General features: G+C 70.0%; 16 protein-coding genes. 8 read left to right on the forward strand and 8 right to left on the reverse strand.

Annotation, left to right across the window (positions count from 1 at the left end; genetic code table 11):
• Positions 1-136: 136 nt before the first annotated feature.
• On the forward strand, positions 137-1,705 hold the full coding sequence (locus AB0B50_RS12660; protein ID WP_362329297.1) for a protein kinase: 1,569 nt from the start codon (positions 137-139) through the stop codon (positions 1,703-1,705).
• Positions 1,706-1,902: 197 nt separating this feature from the next.
• Here AB0B50_RS12660 and AB0B50_RS12665 read toward each other — a convergent pair whose 3' ends face one another.
• Both AB0B50_RS12665 and AB0B50_RS12670 read right to left on the reverse strand, forming a co-directional pair.
• On the reverse strand, positions 1,903-2,325 hold the full coding sequence (locus AB0B50_RS12665; RefSeq protein WP_362329300.1) for a pyridoxamine 5'-phosphate oxidase family protein: 423 nt from the start codon (positions 2,323-2,325) through the stop codon (positions 1,903-1,905).
• A gap of 158 nt (positions 2,326-2,483) precedes the next feature.
• On the reverse strand, positions 2,484-3,143 hold the full coding sequence (locus AB0B50_RS12670) for a response regulator transcription factor (protein ID WP_362329303.1): 660 nt from the start codon (positions 3,141-3,143) through the stop codon (positions 2,484-2,486).
• A 381-nt stretch (positions 3,144-3,524) separates the two neighbouring features.
• Here AB0B50_RS12670 and pdhA point away from each other — a divergent pair, with 381 nt between their 5' ends.
• From pdhA to AB0B50_RS12685, 3 genes are read left to right on the forward strand one after another with little or no spacing between them, the layout of a single operon-like run.
• Complete coding sequence (pdhA, locus tag AB0B50_RS12675) at positions 3,525-4,703, forward strand: pyruvate dehydrogenase (acetyl-transferring) E1 component subunit alpha (protein ID WP_362329304.1); 1,179 nt, start codon at positions 3,525-3,527, stop codon at positions 4,701-4,703.
• 2 nt (positions 4,704-4,705) lie between these two features.
• A complete protein-coding gene (locus AB0B50_RS12680; protein ID WP_362329307.1) occupies positions 4,706-5,686 on the forward strand; it encodes an alpha-ketoacid dehydrogenase subunit beta in 981 nt (326 codons plus the stop codon).
• Positions 5,687-5,697: 11 nt separating this feature from the next.
• The gene (locus AB0B50_RS12685) at positions 5,698-7,164 is read left to right on the forward strand and encodes a dihydrolipoamide acetyltransferase family protein (RefSeq protein WP_362329310.1); all 1,467 of its coding nucleotides are present in this window, start codon (positions 5,698-5,700) and stop codon (positions 7,162-7,164) included.
• Between the two features lie 75 nt (positions 7,165-7,239).
• Here AB0B50_RS12685 and AB0B50_RS12690 read toward each other — a convergent pair whose 3' ends face one another.
• Entirely contained in the window at positions 7,240-8,136 is an 897-nt protein-coding gene (locus AB0B50_RS12690) for a D-alanyl-D-alanine carboxypeptidase (protein ID WP_362329313.1), read from the reverse strand.
• Positions 8,137-8,294: 158 nt separating this feature from the next.
• Between AB0B50_RS12690 and AB0B50_RS12695 the strand changes: the two genes are divergently transcribed.
• Together AB0B50_RS12695 and AB0B50_RS12700 are read left to right on the forward strand one after the other, a co-directional pair.
• Positions 8,295-8,957 carry a GntR family transcriptional regulator gene (locus tag AB0B50_RS12695; protein ID WP_362329316.1) on the forward strand — a complete coding sequence of 221 codons (663 nt, stop codon included), beginning with the start codon at positions 8,295-8,297 and terminating at the stop codon, positions 8,955-8,957.
• Positions 8,954-10,261, forward strand: coding sequence for an MFS transporter (locus AB0B50_RS12700; RefSeq protein WP_362329319.1), 1,308 nt, complete (start codon positions 8,954-8,956; stop codon positions 10,259-10,261). The genes AB0B50_RS12695 and AB0B50_RS12700 overlap by 4 nt, the downstream gene beginning before the upstream one ends.
• 2 nt (positions 10,262-10,263) lie before the next feature.
• On the opposite strand, the gene AB0B50_RS12705 is transcribed toward AB0B50_RS12700, so the two are convergent.
• Complete coding sequence (locus tag AB0B50_RS12705) at positions 10,264-11,088, reverse strand: maleylpyruvate isomerase family mycothiol-dependent enzyme (RefSeq protein ID WP_362329322.1); 825 nt, start codon at positions 11,086-11,088, stop codon at positions 10,264-10,266.
• 137 nt (positions 11,089-11,225) lie between these two features.
• Here AB0B50_RS12705 and AB0B50_RS12710 point away from each other — a divergent pair, with 137 nt between their 5' ends.
• Positions 11,226-12,029 (forward strand): carbon-nitrogen family hydrolase, encoded by an 804-nt coding sequence (locus AB0B50_RS12710; protein WP_362329325.1) that lies wholly within the window; start codon positions 11,226-11,228, stop codon positions 12,027-12,029.
• A 189-nt stretch (positions 12,030-12,218) separates the two neighbouring features.
• Positions 12,219-14,384 (forward strand): hypothetical protein, encoded by a 2,166-nt coding sequence (locus AB0B50_RS12715; RefSeq protein ID WP_362329327.1) that lies wholly within the window; start codon positions 12,219-12,221, stop codon positions 14,382-14,384.
• A 111-nt stretch (positions 14,385-14,495) separates the two neighbouring features.
• Here the strand turns inward: AB0B50_RS12715 and AB0B50_RS12720 are convergent, their stop codons facing one another.
• From AB0B50_RS12720 to AB0B50_RS12735, 4 genes are all read right to left on the reverse strand, one after another.
• On the reverse strand, positions 14,496-15,437 hold the full coding sequence (locus AB0B50_RS12720; protein WP_362329330.1) for an FKBP-type peptidyl-prolyl cis-trans isomerase: 942 nt from the start codon (positions 15,435-15,437) through the stop codon (positions 14,496-14,498).
• 128 nt (positions 15,438-15,565) lie between these two features.
• A complete protein-coding gene (locus AB0B50_RS12725) occupies positions 15,566-16,582 on the reverse strand; it encodes a hypothetical protein (RefSeq protein WP_362329333.1) in 1,017 nt (338 codons plus the stop codon).
• A 185-nt stretch (positions 16,583-16,767) separates the two neighbouring features.
• Positions 16,768-17,619 (reverse strand): hypothetical protein, encoded by an 852-nt coding sequence (locus AB0B50_RS12730; RefSeq protein ID WP_362329335.1) that lies wholly within the window; start codon positions 17,617-17,619, stop codon positions 16,768-16,770.
• 1 nt (position 17,620) lies between these two features.
• Entirely contained in the window at positions 17,621-17,977 is a 357-nt protein-coding gene (locus AB0B50_RS12735) for a hypothetical protein (protein ID WP_362329337.1), read from the reverse strand.
• Positions 17,978-18,088 lie beyond the last annotated feature (111 nt).

Consider the following 18,088-nt stretch of genomic DNA (forward strand, 5'->3'; position numbering starts at 1 on the left):
CCATCGAAGGCTTTGATGTGCGGTCCACGTCGAACCGGTGGGTGGCGTGAAGGCTGTAGCGTGGCCCGACGGAGTACCCCGTACCGCGACGTACTTCAGTACCAAGTACCACGACCAGAAACGACGGCGAGGACTGATGGCACAGACGCAGCGCGCTCAGGGCCCGTCCGACCCCGAGGCGACTGGCGGCGGTATGTCAGACGCGCCTGAGATGTGGGGCAATGGCGGGCTTGTCGGAGACGGCCGATACCGGCTGACCCGCAGACTCGGCAGGGGCGGCATGGCCGAGGTGTTCGCGGCCGAGGACGTACGCCTGGGCCGCACGGTCGCGGTCAAGCTGCTCCGCTCCGACCTCGCCGAGGACCCGGTCTCCAAGGCCCGCTTCACGCGTGAGGCACAGTCGGTCGCCGGTCTGAACCACCACGCTGTGGTCGCGGTGTACGACTCCGGTGAAGACGTCGTCGGGCCGAATGTCGTCCCGTACATCGTCATGGAGATCGTCGAGGGCCGGACGATCCGCGATCTGCTGATCAACGCGGAGGCGCCGGGTCCCGAGCAGGCCCTCATCATCGTGTCGGGCGTCCTCGAAGCCCTGGCCTATTCGCACCAGCACGGCATCGTGCACCGCGACATCAAGCCCGCGAACGTGATCATCACCAACACCGGCGCGGTGAAGGTGATGGACTTCGGCATCGCGCGCGCCCTGCACGGCGCGCAGTCGACGATGACGCAGACCGGCATGGTCATGGGTACGCCGCAGTACCTGTCGCCCGAGCAGGCGCTCGGCAAGGCCGTCGACCACCGGTCCGACCTGTACGCGACCGGCTGCCTGCTCTACGAACTCCTCGCCCTGCGGCCCCCGTTCACCGGTGAGACGCCGCTCTCCGTGGTCTACCAGCACGTCCAGGACCAGGCCGTGCCGCCGTCCGAGGTCTCGGACGCGGCGCCGCCGGAGCTGGACGGGCTCGTCATGCGCTCCCTCGCCAAGGACCCGGACGACCGGTTCCAGACGGCCGAGGAGATGCGGGGCCTCGTCCAGTACGGGCTGCAGATGCTGCACGAGCAGGGCAGCCACACGGGGACCTGGAACACCGGGCCCGTGGAGATGCACGAGGGCGGCAACACTCCGGCCATGGGTGTCGCGGGTACGGCCGCGATGGCGCACCCCGACTCAGGGACCGCGCAGATCCCGAGCCCGATGCTGCGGCCGCCGGGCGGTGACGACGGTGGGTTCGACGGTGGTCACCACGGTGGCAAGGGTGGCCGCGGCAAGATGTGGATCTTCGTGGCGCTCGCGATCATCGCCATCGCGGTGGGCGTGACGTTCGCGCTGACGGCGGCGGACAAGAACGACAAGAAGGACTCGCCGAAGACTCCGGCGACCAAGCAGTCGCAGTCCAAGGAGCCGAGCGAGAGCCCGGACGACGAGACGCAGGACGAGACGTCGGACCCGGACACCGGGACGGGCGGGGAGACGGACTACAACCCGCCGCCGAGCCAGTCCGAAGGGCCGACGAATCCGACGACGGGGCCGACGACGCCGACGGGGGATCCGACCACGGACCCGACGACGGATCCCACTACGCAGGAGCCGACGACGGATCCGACCACGGACCCGACGAACGAGCCTTCGGAGCCGACGGAGCCCACCGACGACGGTGAGGGCGATCCGGGCGGTGCCGGTGGGGACGGCGACGGGGCCTGAGCCCGGCGGTCGGGGCGGCGCAAGGAACGCGCGCGACCCGACGGGGCGGGGGTGCCGCTGTGCCCACCCGTGCCGCCCCAGCGGCACGATTGCCCACAGCTGGGACGACTGGCTGGTGCGGCACGATTGCCTGCAGCCCAGCCCAGCCCAGCTCAGTCCAGCTCAGTCCAGCTCAGTCCAGCTCAGTCCAGCTCAGTTCAGAGGATGTGTTGGAGCTGGCGGTCGTGGCCTGCCCTCAAGGTGTGGACCGTCGTGAACTGCGGCTCTATGCGCAGGTAGACCGGGTCGAAGAGTTCACCGTCCACGAAGTGAGGGCCCGGGCCGAAGAGTTCGAGCTCCGCCGTGGTCGGCTCCACCGCCTCGCAGACGCCGACCAGCTGTACGGTCCACTGGCCGTCCCGCGCGCTCGCCACGTTGAGGTTGTCCGCGCCGTACGCGACGACGCTGCCGATGCACGCCTGGTGGTAGCCGTATCCCTTGTGCATGCGCAGCAGGATCTTCCCGTCGACGACGATGTGACGGGCCGCAGCCAGGAAGGGCAGTGCTCGCATGCTGGTCGCCACCCTGCCGTAGTCGGTGCGGCGGAGCAGTTCGTAGGCGAGCTGTTCGTCGGTGGGCATGGACCCCACCTTGGTTCATGGACAGGGTGTCGGGAAAGAGGATCCCGCCCCCACAAGGCGGGGACGTAAGTCCCTGAGGACTAGACCACGAAGACCGTCCTGCCGCGTGCCCCGCCCGGCCTGTGACGAGTACGTCGACGAATGCGTCGACGAGTACGTCAGTGCTTCTCCGCCTGCATGCGCGCCACGTACGCGGCGGCCTGCGAGCGGCGCTCCATGCCCAGCTTGGAGAGCAGGCTGGAGACGTAGTTCTTGATCGTCTTCTCGGCGAGGTGGAGCCGCTCACCGATCACGCGGTTGGTCAGGCCCTCGCCGATCAGGTCGAGGATCTTCCGCTCCTGCTCGGTGAGGTTGGCCAGGCGGTCGTCGCCCTTGGCGTTGTTGCCGTCGCGCAGCCGCTCCAGGACCCGGGCCGTTGCGACGGGGTCGAGCAGGGACTTGCCCGCGGCCACGTCCCGCACGGCGGTGAGGAGTTCATTGCCGCGGATGGCCTTGAGGACATAGCCGGAGGCACCGGCCATGATCGCGTCGAAGAGGGCCTCGTCGTCGGCGAACGAGGTGAGCATCAGGCACTTGATGTCCTCGTTCTGCGAACGGATCTCGCGGCACACCTCGACACCGCTGCCGTCCGGCAGGCGCACGTCGAGCACGGCCACGTCGGGCCGGGTCGCGGGGATCCTGACCAGGGCGTCCGCCGCGGTGCCGGCCTCGCCGACGACCTCGATGTCGGCCTCCACGGACAGCAGCTCATGGACTCCACGCCGGACCACTTCATGGTCGTCGAGGAGAAATACCGTAATTTTTCCTTCTTCGCGCACGGAGCCAGTCTCACACACGATCTCTTTCCCTGCCCGGGCGGAACCCTTCCCGTGCGCGGGGTGGCCGGGATAACGTGCCGGTGTTCCGGCCCCCTGCCAGGCTGTGATCAGTGCTGTGACCAGGAACTGTTCCCGACTTTCTCGATTTACTCGGAAATCCAAGCAGTCAGGTACTTGGATTTCCAAGCAAATTCGCAGGTCAGGCGGGGTTTCACAGAAATGGGAAGCACTGGGTAACGTGCTTTGTGCAGGGAGCTCGCCGGGGCACCTGTCACGCCTGTTCCCGGCCGAGTCGCACCCACCCCGTGCGCGGGCACGGACCAGGCGAGCCGCACTGGCTCACCCGGTAATCCCGGGGGCCGGACCGACGGAGGAGCACACGTGACCGTGGAGAGCACCGCCGCGCGCAAACCGCGCCGCAGCAGTACGGGCGGCGGCAAGCGCGCAAGCGCCAAGAAGGCCGCGCCGCAGAAGAGCACGGAGCCCGAACTCGTACAGCTGCTGACCCCTGAAGGCAAGCGGGTCAAGAACGCCGAGTACGACGCGTACGTCGCCGACATCACCGCAGAGGAACTGCGCGGGCTCTACCGCGACATGGTCCTCACCCGCCGCTTCGACGCCGAGGCCACCTCCCTGCAGCGCCAGGGCGAGCTGGGACTGTGGGCCTCGCTGCTCGGCCAGGAGGCCGCCCAGATCGGCTCCGGCAGGGCCACCCGTGACGACGACTACGTCTTCCCCACCTACCGCGAGCACGGCGTCGCCTGGTGCCGCGGGGTGGACCCGACGAACCTGCTCGGCATGTTCCGCGGCGTGAACAACGGCGGCTGGGACCCGAACAGCAACAACTTCCACCTGTACACGATCGTCATCGGCTCGCAGACCCTGCACGCCACCGGTTACGCGATGGGCGTGGCCAAGGACGGCGCGGACTCGGCCGTGATCGCGTACTTCGGAGACGGTGCCTCCAGCCAGGGTGACGTCGCCGAATCGTTCACCTTCTCCGCGGTCTACAACGCCCCGGTCGTCTTCTTCTGCCAGAACAACCAGTGGGCGATCTCCGAGCCCACCGAGAAGCAGACCCGGGTGCCGCTCTTCCAGCGCGCGCAGGGCTTCGGCTTCCCGGGTGTCCGGGTCGACGGCAACGACGTGCTGGCCTGTCTCGCGGTCACCAAGTGGGCGCTGGAGAGGGCGCGTTCGGGCGAGGGCCCCGCGCTCATCGAGGCGTTCACCTACCGCATGGGCGCGCACACCACCTCCGACGACCCGTCCAAGTACCGCAGGGACGAGGAGCGGGAGGCCTGGGAGGCCAAGGACCCGATCCTGCGGCTGCGGGCCTACCTGGAGTCCGAAGGTCACGCGGATGAGGGATTTTTCGCGGAACTCGAGGACGAGAGCGAAGCGTTGGGCAAACGAGTGCGAGAGGTGGTGCGGGCGATGCCGGATCCGGATCTGATGGCGATCTTCGAGAACGTCTACGCCGACGGGCACGCGCTCGTGGACGAGGAGCGCGCCCAGTTCGCCGCCTACCAGGCCTCGTTCGCCGACGGGGAGGTCAAGTAACCATGGCTGTCCAGAAACTTCCCATCGCCAAGGCGATCAACGAATCGCTGCGCACCGCCCTGGAGACGGACCCCAAGGTCCTGATCATGGGCGAGGACGTCGGCAAGCTCGGCGGCGTCTTCCGTGTGACGGACGGGCTGCAGAAGGACTTCGGCGAGGACCGGGTCATCGACACCCCGCTCGCCGAGTCGGGCATCGTCGGCACGGCCATCGGCCTGGCCCTGCGGGGCTACCGCCCGGTCGTGGAGATCCAGTTCGACGGCTTCGTCTTCCCGGCGTACGACCAGATCGTCACGCAGCTCGCGAAGATGCACGCCCGCGCGCTCGGCAAGATCAAGATGCCGGTCGTCATCCGCATTCCGTACGGCGGTGGCATCGGCGCCGTAGAGCACCACAGCGAGTCGCCCGAGGCGCTGTTCGCGCACGTCGCGGGCCTGAAGGTGGTCTCCCCCTCGAACTCGGCCGATGCCTACTGGATGATGCAGCAGGCCATCCAGAGCGACGACCCGGTGATCTTCTTCGAGCCGAAGCGGCGTTACTGGGACAAGGGCGAGGTCGACAAGGAGGCCATTCCCGGTCCCCTGCACAAGGCCCGTGTCGCCCGCGAGGGCACCGACCTGACCCTTGCGGCGTACGGCCCGATGGTGAAGGTCTGCCTGGAGGCGGCCGCGGCCGCCGAGGAGGAGGGCAAGTCCCTGGAGGTCCTGGACCTGCGCTCGATGTCGCCCATCGACTTCGACGCGGTGCAGTCCTCGGTGGAGAAGACCCGCCGCCTGGTCGTGGTGCACGAGGCCCCGGTCTTCCTGGGCACCGGCGCGGAGATCGCCGCGCGCATCACCGAGCGGTGCTTCTACCACTTGGAGGCCCCGGTGCTGCGGGTCGGCGGCTATCACGCGCCGTATCCGCCGGCGCGCCTCGAAGAGGAGTACCTGCCGGGTCTCGACCGGGTGCTCGACGCCGTCGACCGCTCGCTGGCGTACTGAGGGAGAGGGTCGTGACGACGATGACAGACACCGCTCTTGCCGAGTTCAAGATGCCGGACGTGGGCGAGGGGCTCACGGAGGCGGAGATCCTCAAGTGGTACGTCCAGGTCGGTGACACGGTCACCGACGGCCAGGTCGTGTGCGAGGTCGAGACGGCCAAGGCGGCCGTGGAACTGCCCATTCCGTTCAATGGCGTCGTGCGGGAGCTGCGCTTCCCCGAGGGCACCACGGTCGACGTCGGCCAGGTGATCATCGCGGTCGACGTGTCGGGCGGGGCCGCTCCCGTGGACGCGGCCCCCGCCGAGGAGGCCGCGGCGCCTGCCGCGCCCGTCGCGGCGCCCGCCGAGCCCGCGGAGGAGGCCGCCCCGCAGGGCCGCCAGCCCGTCCTCGTCGGGTACGGGGTCTCCGAGTCCTCGACCAAGCGGCGCGCGCGCAAGACGTCCGTTCCGGGGCAGTCTGACCAGCCGCCCGCCGGGACGTACTACGCGGCCGCGGTCCAGGCCGAGTTGAACGGCACGAGCACCGCCGCACGGGCCGCCACCGCCGCACGGGCCGCCACCGCCGACCGGCCGCTCGCCAAGCCGCCCGTCCGCAAGCTCGCCAAGGACCTCGGCGTGGACCTCGCGACGGTCACCCCGTCCGGACCCGACGGGATCATCACGCGCGAGGACGTGCACGCGGCTCTCGCTCCGGCGCCGCAGCCGCAGCCGGTGGTGACCGAGGCGCCCGCGCCGCAGGCCGCCCCCGCGCCCGCCCCCGTCGTGAGCGGCGACGCCGCCCGCGAGACCCGTATCCCGGTCAAGGGTGTCCGCAAGGCCACCGCGCAGGCGATGGTCGCCTCGGCCTTCACGGCCCCGCACGTCACGGAGTTCGTCACGATCGACGTGACGCGCACCATGAAGCTGGTCGAGGAGCTCAAGCAGGACAAGGCCTTCGAGGGGCTGCGGGTCAATCCGCTGCTGCTCATCTCCAAGGCCCTGCTGGTGGCGATCAAGCGGAACCCTGAGGTGAACGCCGCCTGGGACGAAGAGAACCAGGAGATCGTCCAGAAGCACTACGTGAACCTGGGCATCGCCGCGGCCACCCCGCGCGGTCTGATCGTGCCGAAGATCAAGGACGCGCACGACAAGACCCTGCCGGAACTGGCCGAGGCGCTCGGCGAGTTGGTCACCACGGCCCGCTCGGGCAAGACCTCGCCCGCGGCCATGCAGGGCGGCACGATCACGATCACGAACGTCGGCGTCTTCGGCGTCGACACGGGCACGCCGATCCTCAACCCCGGCGAGTCCGCGATCCTCGCGGTCGGCGCGATCAAGCTCCAGCCGTGGGTCCACAAGGGCAAGGTCAAGCCGCGTCAGGTGACGACGCTCGCGCTGTCCTTCGACCACCGTCTCGTCGACGGCGAGCTGGGCTCGAAGGTTCTTGCCGATGTGGCGGCGATCCTGGAGCGGCCGAAGAGGCTCATGACCTGGGCGTAGCTCCTGCCCGAACGGCATAGGAGGAGGGGCCCACCGCGCACCGCGGTGGGCCCCTCCTCATGCGTGGGCCTGGCCTCAGGCCACCTTGAAGCCGTAGTCGAGCAGCTTCTTCGCGTCCGACGTCCGGTTGGCCACGGACGACGACGTCAGGACCGTGCCGACGACCGTCTTGCCGTTCCGGGTCGCGGCGAAGACGAGGCAGTACTTCGACTCGGGGCCGGAGCCCGTCTTCACGCCGATGGCACCGCGGTACGAGCCGAGGAGCGGGTTCGTGTTCGTCCACGACATGTTGCGGTAGCCACCGGACTTGGTGCTGACCTTCTGCGTCGTCGACTTCGTCTTCACGACCGAGCGGAACGTGGAGTACTTCATCGCGTTGCTCGCCAGCTTCGTCAGGTCGCGCGGCGTCGAGTAGTTGTTGCCGCGCCCGATGCCGTCGAACGAGTCGAAGTGGGTGTTCCGCATGCCGAGGCTCTTGGCCGTGGAATTCATCTGGCCGATGAAGTTCTTCACGCGGGCGGAACGGGTCGAGCCCTTGCCGAACTTGTCCGCGAGGGCGTACGCCGCGTCGCAGCCGGAGGGGAGCATCAGCCCGTACAGGAGCTGGCGGACGGTGACCTTGTCGCCGACGATCAGCCGGGCGGAAGAGGCCCAGTTGTTGGCGACGATGTAGTCGCTGTAGGCCTTCTGGACCGTGACCTTGGAGTCCAGGTTGAGGTTCCGCTGACCGAGCACGACGCGCGCCGTCATTATCTTCGTCGTGGAGCCGGTGGACCGGCGGGTGTCGGCGGCCTTGGTGAAGAGGGTCTTGCCGTTGCCGTTGTTCATGACGAACCCGCCCTTGGCGGTGATCGACGGCTTCGGCGGTGCGGCCGCGTGGGCCGGGGTGGTGAGGGCGCCGCCGGCCAGTATCGCGCTCGCGGTGACGATAACGGCCGATGCGCGGCGTACGCCCTTGATGCCGGTTTTCAAGTTCTGTGCTCCAAATACCCCTGGGCTGCGGCGACATGAGGGTGTCGCTCACTCATTAGACGAGTGAGAGGGGTGAATGGATGTGCCGCTGTTCAGGGAAAGTGCCCGGCATGTGGACGGGAATCCCGTCGCATACCTGTTGTATCTATGCTGTGCGCATGCCAGCCACCGCCACGGCCGCCGTCAAGCGGCCCCCCGCCGCCGAGCGCGTGTACGCGCACGTCAAGCAAGCCGTCCTGGAGCGTCGCTACGAGGGCGGCACGCTCCTCACCGAGGGCGAGCTCGCCGAGGCCGTGGGGGTGTCGCGCACCCCGGTGCGCGAGGCGCTCCTGAAGCTGGAGGTCGAGGGGCTGCTGCGGCTCTACCCGAAGAAGGGCGCCCTCGTACTGCCCGTCTCGGCGCAGGAGATCGCGGATGTCGTCGAGACGCGTCTCCTTGTGGAGACGCACGCGGTGCGCAAGGCCGTGCCCGCGCCTGCCGGGCTGATCCAGCGCCTGGAGGAGCTGCTCGAACAGCAGCGGGCCCAGGCCGCCGCGGGGGATCTCGCGGCGGCCGCGGTCACCGACCGGTGCTTCCACGCCGAGATCGTGCGCAGCGGCCGCAACGACATCCTCTCGCGCCTCTACGACCAGCTGCGGGACCGGCAGTTGAGGATGGGCGTCGCCGTCATGCACTCGCACCCCGACCGGATCGCCAAGACGCTCACGGAGCACGAGGAGATCCTCGCCGCGCTCAGGTCGGGCGACGCGGAGGCGGCGGTCGCCGTCGTCACCCGGCACGTCGGCTGGTTCCAGAACCTGGCGCGGGGCGAGGTCCGATGAGCTCCGCCACCGCCCCCGTCGCCCTGCCCGGTGATCCACCCGGCGGCAAGAAGGCCGTCCTCGTCTGGTCCATAGGCGTCGCGGTCTACTTCGTCGCCGTCATCTTCCGCACCTCGCTCGGCGTGGCCGGGCTCGACGCCGCCGACCGGTTCGACGTCAACGCGTCCGCCCTGTCGACCTTCTCCATACTCCAGCTGCTCGTGTACGCGGGCATGCAGATACCCGTCGGCCTGATGGTCGACCGGCTCGGCACCAAGAAGGTGCTGACCATCGGTGTCGTCCTCTTCACGGTCGGACAGCTGGGCTTCGCGTTCTCGCCCTCGTACGGAATGGCGCTCGCGTCCCGTGCCCTGCTCGGCTGCGGCGACGCGCTGACGTTCATCAGCGTCCTGCGGCTCGGCACCCGCTGGTTCCCGGCCCGGCGCGGACCGCTGGTCGCCCAGCTCGCCGGCCTCGTCGGCATGGCGGGCAACCTCGTCTCCACCCTCGTCCTCGCCCGGCTGCTGCACTCCGTCGGCTGGACCGCGGCCTTCGCGGGCAGCGCGCTGTGCGGTGTCGTCGTCCTCGTCCTGACGACACTGTTCCTGAAGGACCACCCCGAGGGGCACGAGCCGGAGCCGGTGGCGCACACCGGATCGGCCTTCGTGCGCAAGCAGATCGCCCTGTCCTGGCGGGAGCCCGGCACCCGGCTCGGCCTGTGGGTGCACTTCACCACGCAGTTCCCCGCGATGGTGTTCCTGCTGCTGTGGGGGCTGCCGTTCCTCGTCGAGGCGCAGGGCCTCTCGCGGGCCACGGCCGGTGAACTGCTCACGCTCGTCGTGCTGTCCAACATGGTCATCGGCCTGGTGTACGGGCAGATCGTGGCCCGGCACCACGCCGCGCGCCTTCCGCTGGCGCTCGGCACCATCGGGACGACGGCCGCGGCCTGGGGCGCCACGCTCGCCTACCCCGGGGACCACGCCCCGATGTGGCTCCTGGTCGTCCTGTGCACCGTGCTCGGCGCCTGCGGCCCCGCGTCCATGATCGGCTTCGACTTCGCGCGGCCCGCCAATCCGCCGGAGCGCCAGGGCACGGCGTCGGGCATCACCAACATGGGCGGCTTCGTCGCCTCCATGACGACGCTGCTCGCGATCGGCGTGCTGCTCGACGCGACCGGTGACAACTACCGGATCGCCTTCTCGGCCGTCTTCGTCCTGGAGTTGCTGGGGCTCAGCCAGATTCTCCGGCTGCGGACCAGGGCGGTGCGTCGGGAGAAGGAGCAGCTGGTGGCCAGCCGCGTCGAGGCCGTGCACGTGCCCGCGTGAGGCTAGGGCGTCACCGCGAACTCCCGCAGGATCGCGTCCGCGAGGTCGTGGTCGCCCTCGACCTTGACGCGGTCCGCCATGGACGCGTACGTCACGCGGCCGCAGGCCAGCTTGAAGTACGTCTCCCAGTCGAGGGCGATGGTGGCGAGCGGGCCCAGTGAGGGCGCGTTGTCGACGGTGCCGTTGCCCTCGGCGTCGACGCGGACCGTGCGCAGGAACTCCACGGGTCCGCTCACGTCGAAGACGACGGCCGAATTCACGGGCGCGCCCGCCTTCTTGGCGACCACCTTCGGGAGCCCGTGCAGGAGCAGGTCCCGGGTGACGTGGGCACCGGGGGAGTCGAGGTGGCCGGGCTTCTTCAGCGTCGTACGCAGGTCCTGCTCGTGCACCCAGACGTCGAACGCCCTCAGGCGCATGGCCAGTTCGAGGGTCTGCTCGGTGCCGAGGGGGCCGCGGATCTTGGTGTCCGGGTCCCGCGACTCGTTCCGCAGCTGGCGGGAGCGGCGGATGATCGTGTACTCCAGCTCGGAGGTCATCTCCGGCGCGGTGTGGTGGCGGCGCACGTCGACCTGCATCTCCATGTACCGCTGGCCCTCGGTCTGTACGTGGTACAGGTCGCGGGGCAGGGTGTGGATGGGGCGGGGGTCGCCCAGCATCTCGCAGTCCAGGCCTATGACATGGGAGACGATGTCCCGCACCGACCAGCCGGGGCAGGGCGTCGCCCAGTTCCACTCTCCCTCGGCGAGTGGCGACACCAGCTCGGATATCGCTTCCACGGAGTGGGTCCAGGCATCGGCGTAGGTTTGCAGGCTGGGATGGAGACTCACGGGACCCCTCGGCGGTCGTACGCGGGCGGTGGGTGTCTTGAGTGGCTAAGTTACGCTGCCCAAAGGCACCCCGGCAGTGCTTTCGTGTGACGATCGTAGGCCCGTGTTGACGGCTCGAATGCCAGGACGGTGGTAGTGTGCGCGCCTCTCTGATCCAGATCGCCGTAGACGAGGGCGAATCGGTCAATTCCCGTAGGTCACGCGTCTCTTCGCTCGTCGGCGAGGCCGCGGAGCGGGAGGGATCCGGCCTCGTTGTGCTCCCCGAACTGTGGACCACGGGCGCCTTCGCGTACGAGTCCTTCGCGAGCGAGGCGGAGCCGCTGGAAGGTCCGACGTACGAGGCCATGTCGAAGGCCGCGAGCGAGGCGGGCGTCTGGCTGCACGCGGGATCGATCCCCGAGCGCGACCCCGAAGGCCCCCTCTACAACACCTCCCTCGTCTTCTCCCCCGACGGTGAACTCGCCGCCGCCTACCGGAAGATCCACCGCTTCGGCTTCGACAAGGGCGAGGCCGTGATGATGGCGGCGGGCTCCGAGCTGGCGACGGTGCGCACGCCCGACACCACGCTCGGCCTCGCGACCTGCTACGACCTGCGCTTCCCCGAGCTCTTCCGCGGGCTCGTCGACGCGGGCGCCGAGATGTTCGTGGTGCCCGCGGGGTGGCCCGCGCGCCGCCGCGAGCACTGGCTGCTGTTCGCCCGCGCGCGGGCGGTCGAGGACCAGGTGTACGTCCTCGCGTGCGGCACCGGTGGCACGCACGCGGACGTCCCGCAGGCCGGGCACAGCGTCGTCGTCGACCCGTGGGGCGAGGTGCTCGCGGAGGCGGGCGACGGCGAGGAGATCCTCACCGTCGACCTCGACCCCACGAGGGTCTCCGCCACCAGGGAGCAGTTCCCGGCGCTGAAGGACCGACTCCTCGGTACGCCCGCGCCGCGTCGCTGACGCGGGCGGCCAGGCGCCCCATGGCCTCTCCCCGTGCCTCTCACTCGCTTGGGCTTCGCCAATCGCGGCAACCCGGCCCCGGTGTTCTGATGATCGAAAAGATGGTCACTGTGTGCATTCAGATGCCTACGTGACGTAATCACTCAGAGATCTGTGGTCAGGGCGTGGTGCGCCCGAGGAGGCACCCAAATGACAGACATCGGACACAGTCGTGGACGGCGGCCGGGGTGGCTGCCACCCCGGCTGACGGCATCGCTCGGCCTGGCCACCACGGTGGCCATGGGCCTGTCCCTCGTCGCGCCGCAGCCGGCCGCTGCGGGCGAGATCGCCAGTGAGTCGTTCACCGGCTCGTCGGTCGACCCCGACAAGTGGCACAGCTCCACCGCCACCGCCGACGACCCGACGGGATACGCCTGTCTGACCGCGGCCACCGGCGCGAAGGGCCCGCTCAAGGCGTGCCCCGACGCGACCGGTGACGCGGCGGGGCAGGGCGCCCTGCGGCTGACGTCGAACAAGAAGGACCAGAGCGGCTTCGCCGTCGCCAAGACGCCGCTGCCCTCCAAGAGCGGCCTGAAGTTCACCATCGACTTCGCGGCGTACGACCCGTCGACCGGCAACGCCGCCGACGGCATCTCCCTCATGCTGCTCGACGGCTCGGCCCCGCTGCCGAAGGCCGCGGGCAAGTACGGCGGCGGCCTCGGCTACGTCGGCATCCAGGGCGGCTACCTCGGTGTCGGCCTCGACGTCTTCGGCAACTTCACCAAGGAGGGCTACGGCGCGGGCGGCGCCAAGGAGCGCAAGCCCAACTCGATCACCGTGCGCGGCGCGACCAGCGTCGACAACCCCATGGTCGCGACCTACCAGTCGGGCCGGAAGCTCGCCGTGAACGAGGCCAAGACCCGCAGCGCGGCGGTCCGCACGGCCAAGGTCGAGCTGTCCACCGCGGGCGTGCTCGCCGTCTCCATCGACTTCCACGACGGCCGCGGCTACAAGGACGTCATCGAGCCGGTCGACCTCGACGAGATCAAGGGCCAGCCCAAGGTCCCGGACACCTTCCGCATCGGCTTCGCCGGTTCCACCGGCTACAGCACCGAGATCCACGAGCTGTGGAACGGCAAGGTCGAGACGCTCGACCCGAACCTGTCGACGACGGTCACCCCCAAGGGCCCGGTCAACGCGGGCGAGGGCGCCGAGTTCGAGATGGTCACCAGCAACGACAAGCTGGCCGGACCCACCACCGGCGAGGTCGTCACCAAGCAGACGTTCCCCGACGGTGTCACCCCGGTCTCCGCCTCCGGCGACGGCTGGGACTGCAAGGTCGAGGGCCAGACGGTCACCTGCAAGCGTCCCGGCAGCGGTCCCGACGCGCTGAAGCCGGGTGACAAGTACCCGCCGGTCACGGTGAAGACGAAGGTCGACGGCGGCGCCAAGGGCGACAAGACCGTCACCACCGAGACCACCACGCCGGGCGGCCCGAAGAAGTCGCCCGAGACCAGCAAGTTCACAGTCACCCCGGCCAAGGGCCCGGACCTGACGGTCACCACCAAGCCGACAGGGCCCGTCGTGGGCGGCCAGAACGCCGGCTACACGATCGACGTCGCGAACAAGCCCGACGCCGGTCCCACCGACGGCGAGGTGAAGGTCGTCCGCACCTTCCCCAAGGGCATCACCCTGGTCAGCGCGAACGGCGACGGCTGGGACTGCAAGATCGACGGTCAGACCGTCACCTGCAAGCGTCCGGGCACCGGCGCCGATGTGCTCAACCCGGGCAAGAACTACCCGACCATCCACATCGGCACCAAGGTCGACGAGGATGCCAAGGGCGAGCTTGAGGGCAAGACCGAGGTGACCACGCCGGGCGAGCAGACCCCGGGCCCGGTCACGGACAAGACGACGGTCACGCCCGCCCCGGTCAAGGACCCGAACCTCACCACGGTCACCAAGCCCGAGGGCGACGTGATCCAGGGCAAGCCGGCCACGTTCACGATCACGACCAGCAACGACAAGACCGCGGGCCCGACGCGGGGCGAGGTCACCGTCGAGCGCACCTTCCCCAAGGGCGTCACCCCGAAGACCGCTTCGGGCGACGGCTGGAAGTGCACGGTCAACGGCCAGACGGTCACGTGTACGCGGCCGGGCACCGGTGCGGACGTGCTGAAGCCCGGTGACTCCTACCCGCCGGTCAAGGTGGTCACGGACGTCGACAAGGGCGCCGAGGGCCAGCTGGAGGGCACGACGGGTGTGACCTCTGAGGGCAACGGGACGAATGGGTCCACGACCACGGACACGTTCGTGGTCAAGACCGACCCCAGTCAGGACATCAGCTGCGGTGGTTGGATCCGTACGCGCTGCTGATCGCAGGGGCTGAACGGTGAAGGCCCCCGGGAGCGTTGCTCCTGGGGGCCTTCACCGTTCTTGGTCGTCTGCGGGTTCGATCGGGTTGCTCGCGCAGTTCCCCGCGCCCCCTCAGCGGCGGCTTCGGCTGTCCAGGATGTCGATCACGTACGCCACGTCCTTGCCCTTGGGTACGCCCACTCCGCCCTTCGTCATCGTGAACGTCGGGTCCTGGGTCTTCGGGACCGTCAGGAGGAGTCGGGTGCCCGACTTGCGGCCCTTCAGGGCCTCGTACCACCCCGGGGGCACCGCGCCCTTCTTGACGACGAAGCCGTTCGGGCCGCTGCGCAGGTACGTCGAGCCGAACGGGGCCTTCTTGCCCCACTCGCGGCCCGACCACTGCACCACCGCCGTGTCGCCCTCGCCGACCTCGCGGCCCTTGCCCGCCACCAGCGTGCGGACGGTCGCCTTGCGGGGTGCGCTCCCCCACGCCGTGATCTGCGGGTCCTTGCCGGGCTCCGCGCGCACCACGGGATCGCCGCTCTTGCCGTCCGCCTGGGCCGAACTGCCCTCCGGGACCTGTTGCTTGGGGCCGTAGCCGCCGATCACGTCGAAGACGAGGACCATGTGGCTGCCGGGCGGGACCTGTGCCGGTGCCATGCCGTGCGGGCCGAAGCCGTGGGTGGCGGGGGCGACCATGAGGACGCGGCTGCCCGCCTTGCGGCCGAGCAGGGCCTGGTCCCAGGTGCGGGCGACGTGTTCGCCGTCCAGGACGGCGGTGGTGGGCTGTTCCAGGCGGTAGGTGTCCAGGAGCGGCTTGTTCTTCTCCCACAGGCGCATGTCGACGTCGGTCACGACGACCTGGCCCTTGCGTGTGACGGGCCCGTCGCCCTCCTTGAGGACCTTCATCCGCGCCTTGTCGGGCGGCGGCAGATCGGGGATGGTCACGGTGGGCTGCTGCCCGAACTCCCCGCTGACCTTGGGGATGTTCTCGGGCTCCGGTGTGGTGCAGCCGACGGCGAGCGCGGCGAGTGCGCCGATGGCGGCCGTGCGGGCGAGCGCGGTGACGTACATGCGCACCAGCGTCACGCGTCACGGCGGGCCGCGGCGGGCACGGCACGGCGCCGTACGCCACCTGGGCGTACGGCGCCGTTCGGGTCCGGCGGAGGAGGTGCCGGATCACCGGAGGACCACCGGAAGGGTCACCAGCAGGAGGTCTTGCCTGCCGCGTCGTACGTGTTCCGCATCGCGCCGAGGACCTTCGTGGGCGGCGCGTAGGGGGCGCAGAACTTGGACTTGCCCGCGGGCTGCGTCGCCTGCTTCGCCGCCGACTTGGTGGTCTTGGGCGCGAACTTGTCGGTGCGCGCGGGGTCGCGGATGACGGCCGCGTGCCCGACGGTCACGTCGGCGACCTCGGTGCCGAGGACGCTGGCGTGGATCGCGTTGACGTAGCCGCTGCTGGCCTTGGGGTCGAACTTGTAGTGCTTGTCCGGGCCCAGGGTCGCGTTGCCCTTCTGGTCCGTGGTCACCTGCTCGTTGGTGGTGGCCAGGGCGATGGGCGGCTTGGAGTAGTCGTCCGGGATGCGGGCGCCGAAGTTCACGGCCCACAGCGGCGGGATGTCGATGATGCGGGCGCCGGCCACCGAGATGTAGCCGCGGGCCGCGCCGCCGGTGAACTGCACCGCCTTGCCGGGCTGGGAGTACGCGGAGACGGTGATGCCCTCGACGTGCACGCCGAACGGCGAGAGCTGGGTGCCGCCCGCCGGGTTCTGGATGTAGGGGACGCCTACGTCGATGGCGGCGCCGCCCGCGTCCGCGTAGACCTCGCCGCGTGCGGGGACGTCGTTGCTGCCCGCCTCGGTCGAGGGGTGGGCGTGCCCGATGGCGCGGGAGTACAGGGCCGAGGCACGGCCGATGCCGACGCCGCCGGGGGCGAGGTCGATCAGCTTCTCGCCGCCCGCGTGCTGCTTGGGAGCCTTGGGCGTGGTCGGGTAGTGCGACTCGAAGAGCGCGGTGTCGACGACGCTCGCGAGCCCCTTCACGCGGGCCACCCAGGCGTCCGCCTGCAGACAGTCGTCGGTCTTGACGACGGTGCCCCAGTCGTCGACGCCGACCGGCGCGAGCGCCGCCTGGGCCGGGAATGCGGTAGCCGTCACCGCGGTCGCGGCGAGCCCTGCGGTGAGCAGGGCGTACCGCTTTGAAGTACGCCATGAGGCCATGGCCAGCCTCTCTTTCCTTCGTGTCTCGCGTAGCTGGTACGGGGACGTAGCTGGTACGGGAGGGGTCGGTGGGGGTCAGGGCTGTGCGTGGTGCGCGTCGACTTGTCTGACCACCGATGGTTACAGCGTCGACACGGAGAGCTACTACCGCATGCCGGGTCGGCCATCCGGGGGGTGCGGACCGGTCAGCCGACGGGCCGGAGAACGGCGGCGTGACCGATCGTCAAGTCCACCGGTTCCGGGCCCAGGAGCGTCAGGTGCAGGGCGTTCACATAGGCGCCGGGGGCGTTCCTGTCCGCGATGTCGCCGCCGGACGCGGTGACGTTGGGGTGGCCCTGGCCGTCGGTGCTGATCTGTTCGTTGACGGTGAGCAGCAGCCGCGGCGGCAGCTTCGGGTCCTTCGGCACGCGTACGCCGGTGTTGGCGGGGCTCGTGCCGTCGAAGGAGTGGATCCGCTTGCCTGCCAGCGAGAGATAGCCGGAGGCGACGGACGAGGAGAGGGCGGACGGCTTGCCGGGCCAGGCTGCCGCGCCCGCCCCGACGTCCCGCAGCAGCACGCCGAACTCGGACAGCTGGGTGGAGTCGGCACCCGGCTTCGCGGGCGCCTTGTAGGCGGGCAGGCCGAACTCCATCTCCTCGACGGAGACGGACGCCGTCACGGCGCGGCGGTCGCTCGGCGCGGCCCCCGCGGAGGTGCGCACCCCTTGGATGTGGTCGAACCACGGGGCGTCGCCGCCCGGTTCGACCGGGCCGTTCAGTGCGGCCTGGTAGTCGTCGGGCACGCCCGGGTAGGCGGGGTGGTGGCTCTCGCCGATGCGGGCGTCGGACGCGGTGTTCCTGCTGAGGGCCCGCATCGCCCAGGCGGTGGACTGCGCGGGCTCGGACGTGTCGAGGACGGTGCCCCAGTTGTGCGTGGACGCGGCCTGGTGCGGGTCGGGGCCCGGGGCGGGGTGGGCGGCGGCGGGCGCCGCGGCGCAGAGCAGGGCGACCGGCAGCGCGAGGCCGATGCGCAGCGGAACGGACGGGAGACGTCGCATGTCAGGGCTGCTCCTTCGGCGAGGTCGGCGCGGTGCCGGAGGGATCGGAGGCGTCGGAAGGGGATTTCGGGGTGGCGTCGGCCGCGGTGCCGGGGAAGAAGGTGTTCCAGAAGCCCGACGCGATGTCGAAGGCGCCGTGGACCATCCACTCGGCGGCGGCCTTGAACGGCTTGACGATCTCCCAAGTGGTGTCGATCTGCTCGCCCTTGGGCTCCCCCTTCTCGTTCAGCTCGATGCCGCCTGGCGGCGGGAACGGCGGGGGTTCGGCGGCGTGCGCCGCGCCGCCGAGCAGCAGGACGGCGCTCAGTCCCGTGGCGGCCGCGAGGGACGCGGTGCGCCCAAGTCGGTGCTGCGGCATGGTGGTTGACCCTTCTCGGGGACCCTTCTCGGGCTTGTGCTGTGCGGCGGGAAGCGGTGCGCGCCCTCGGCCGTCGGCGCCTCCGAGGCGCCGACGGCCGAGGGCGGAGGG

It is taken from the genome of Streptomyces sp. NPDC041068 (assembly GCF_040647455.1).
Taxonomy (GTDB): domain Bacteria; phylum Actinomycetota; class Actinomycetes; order Streptomycetales; family Streptomycetaceae; genus Streptomyces.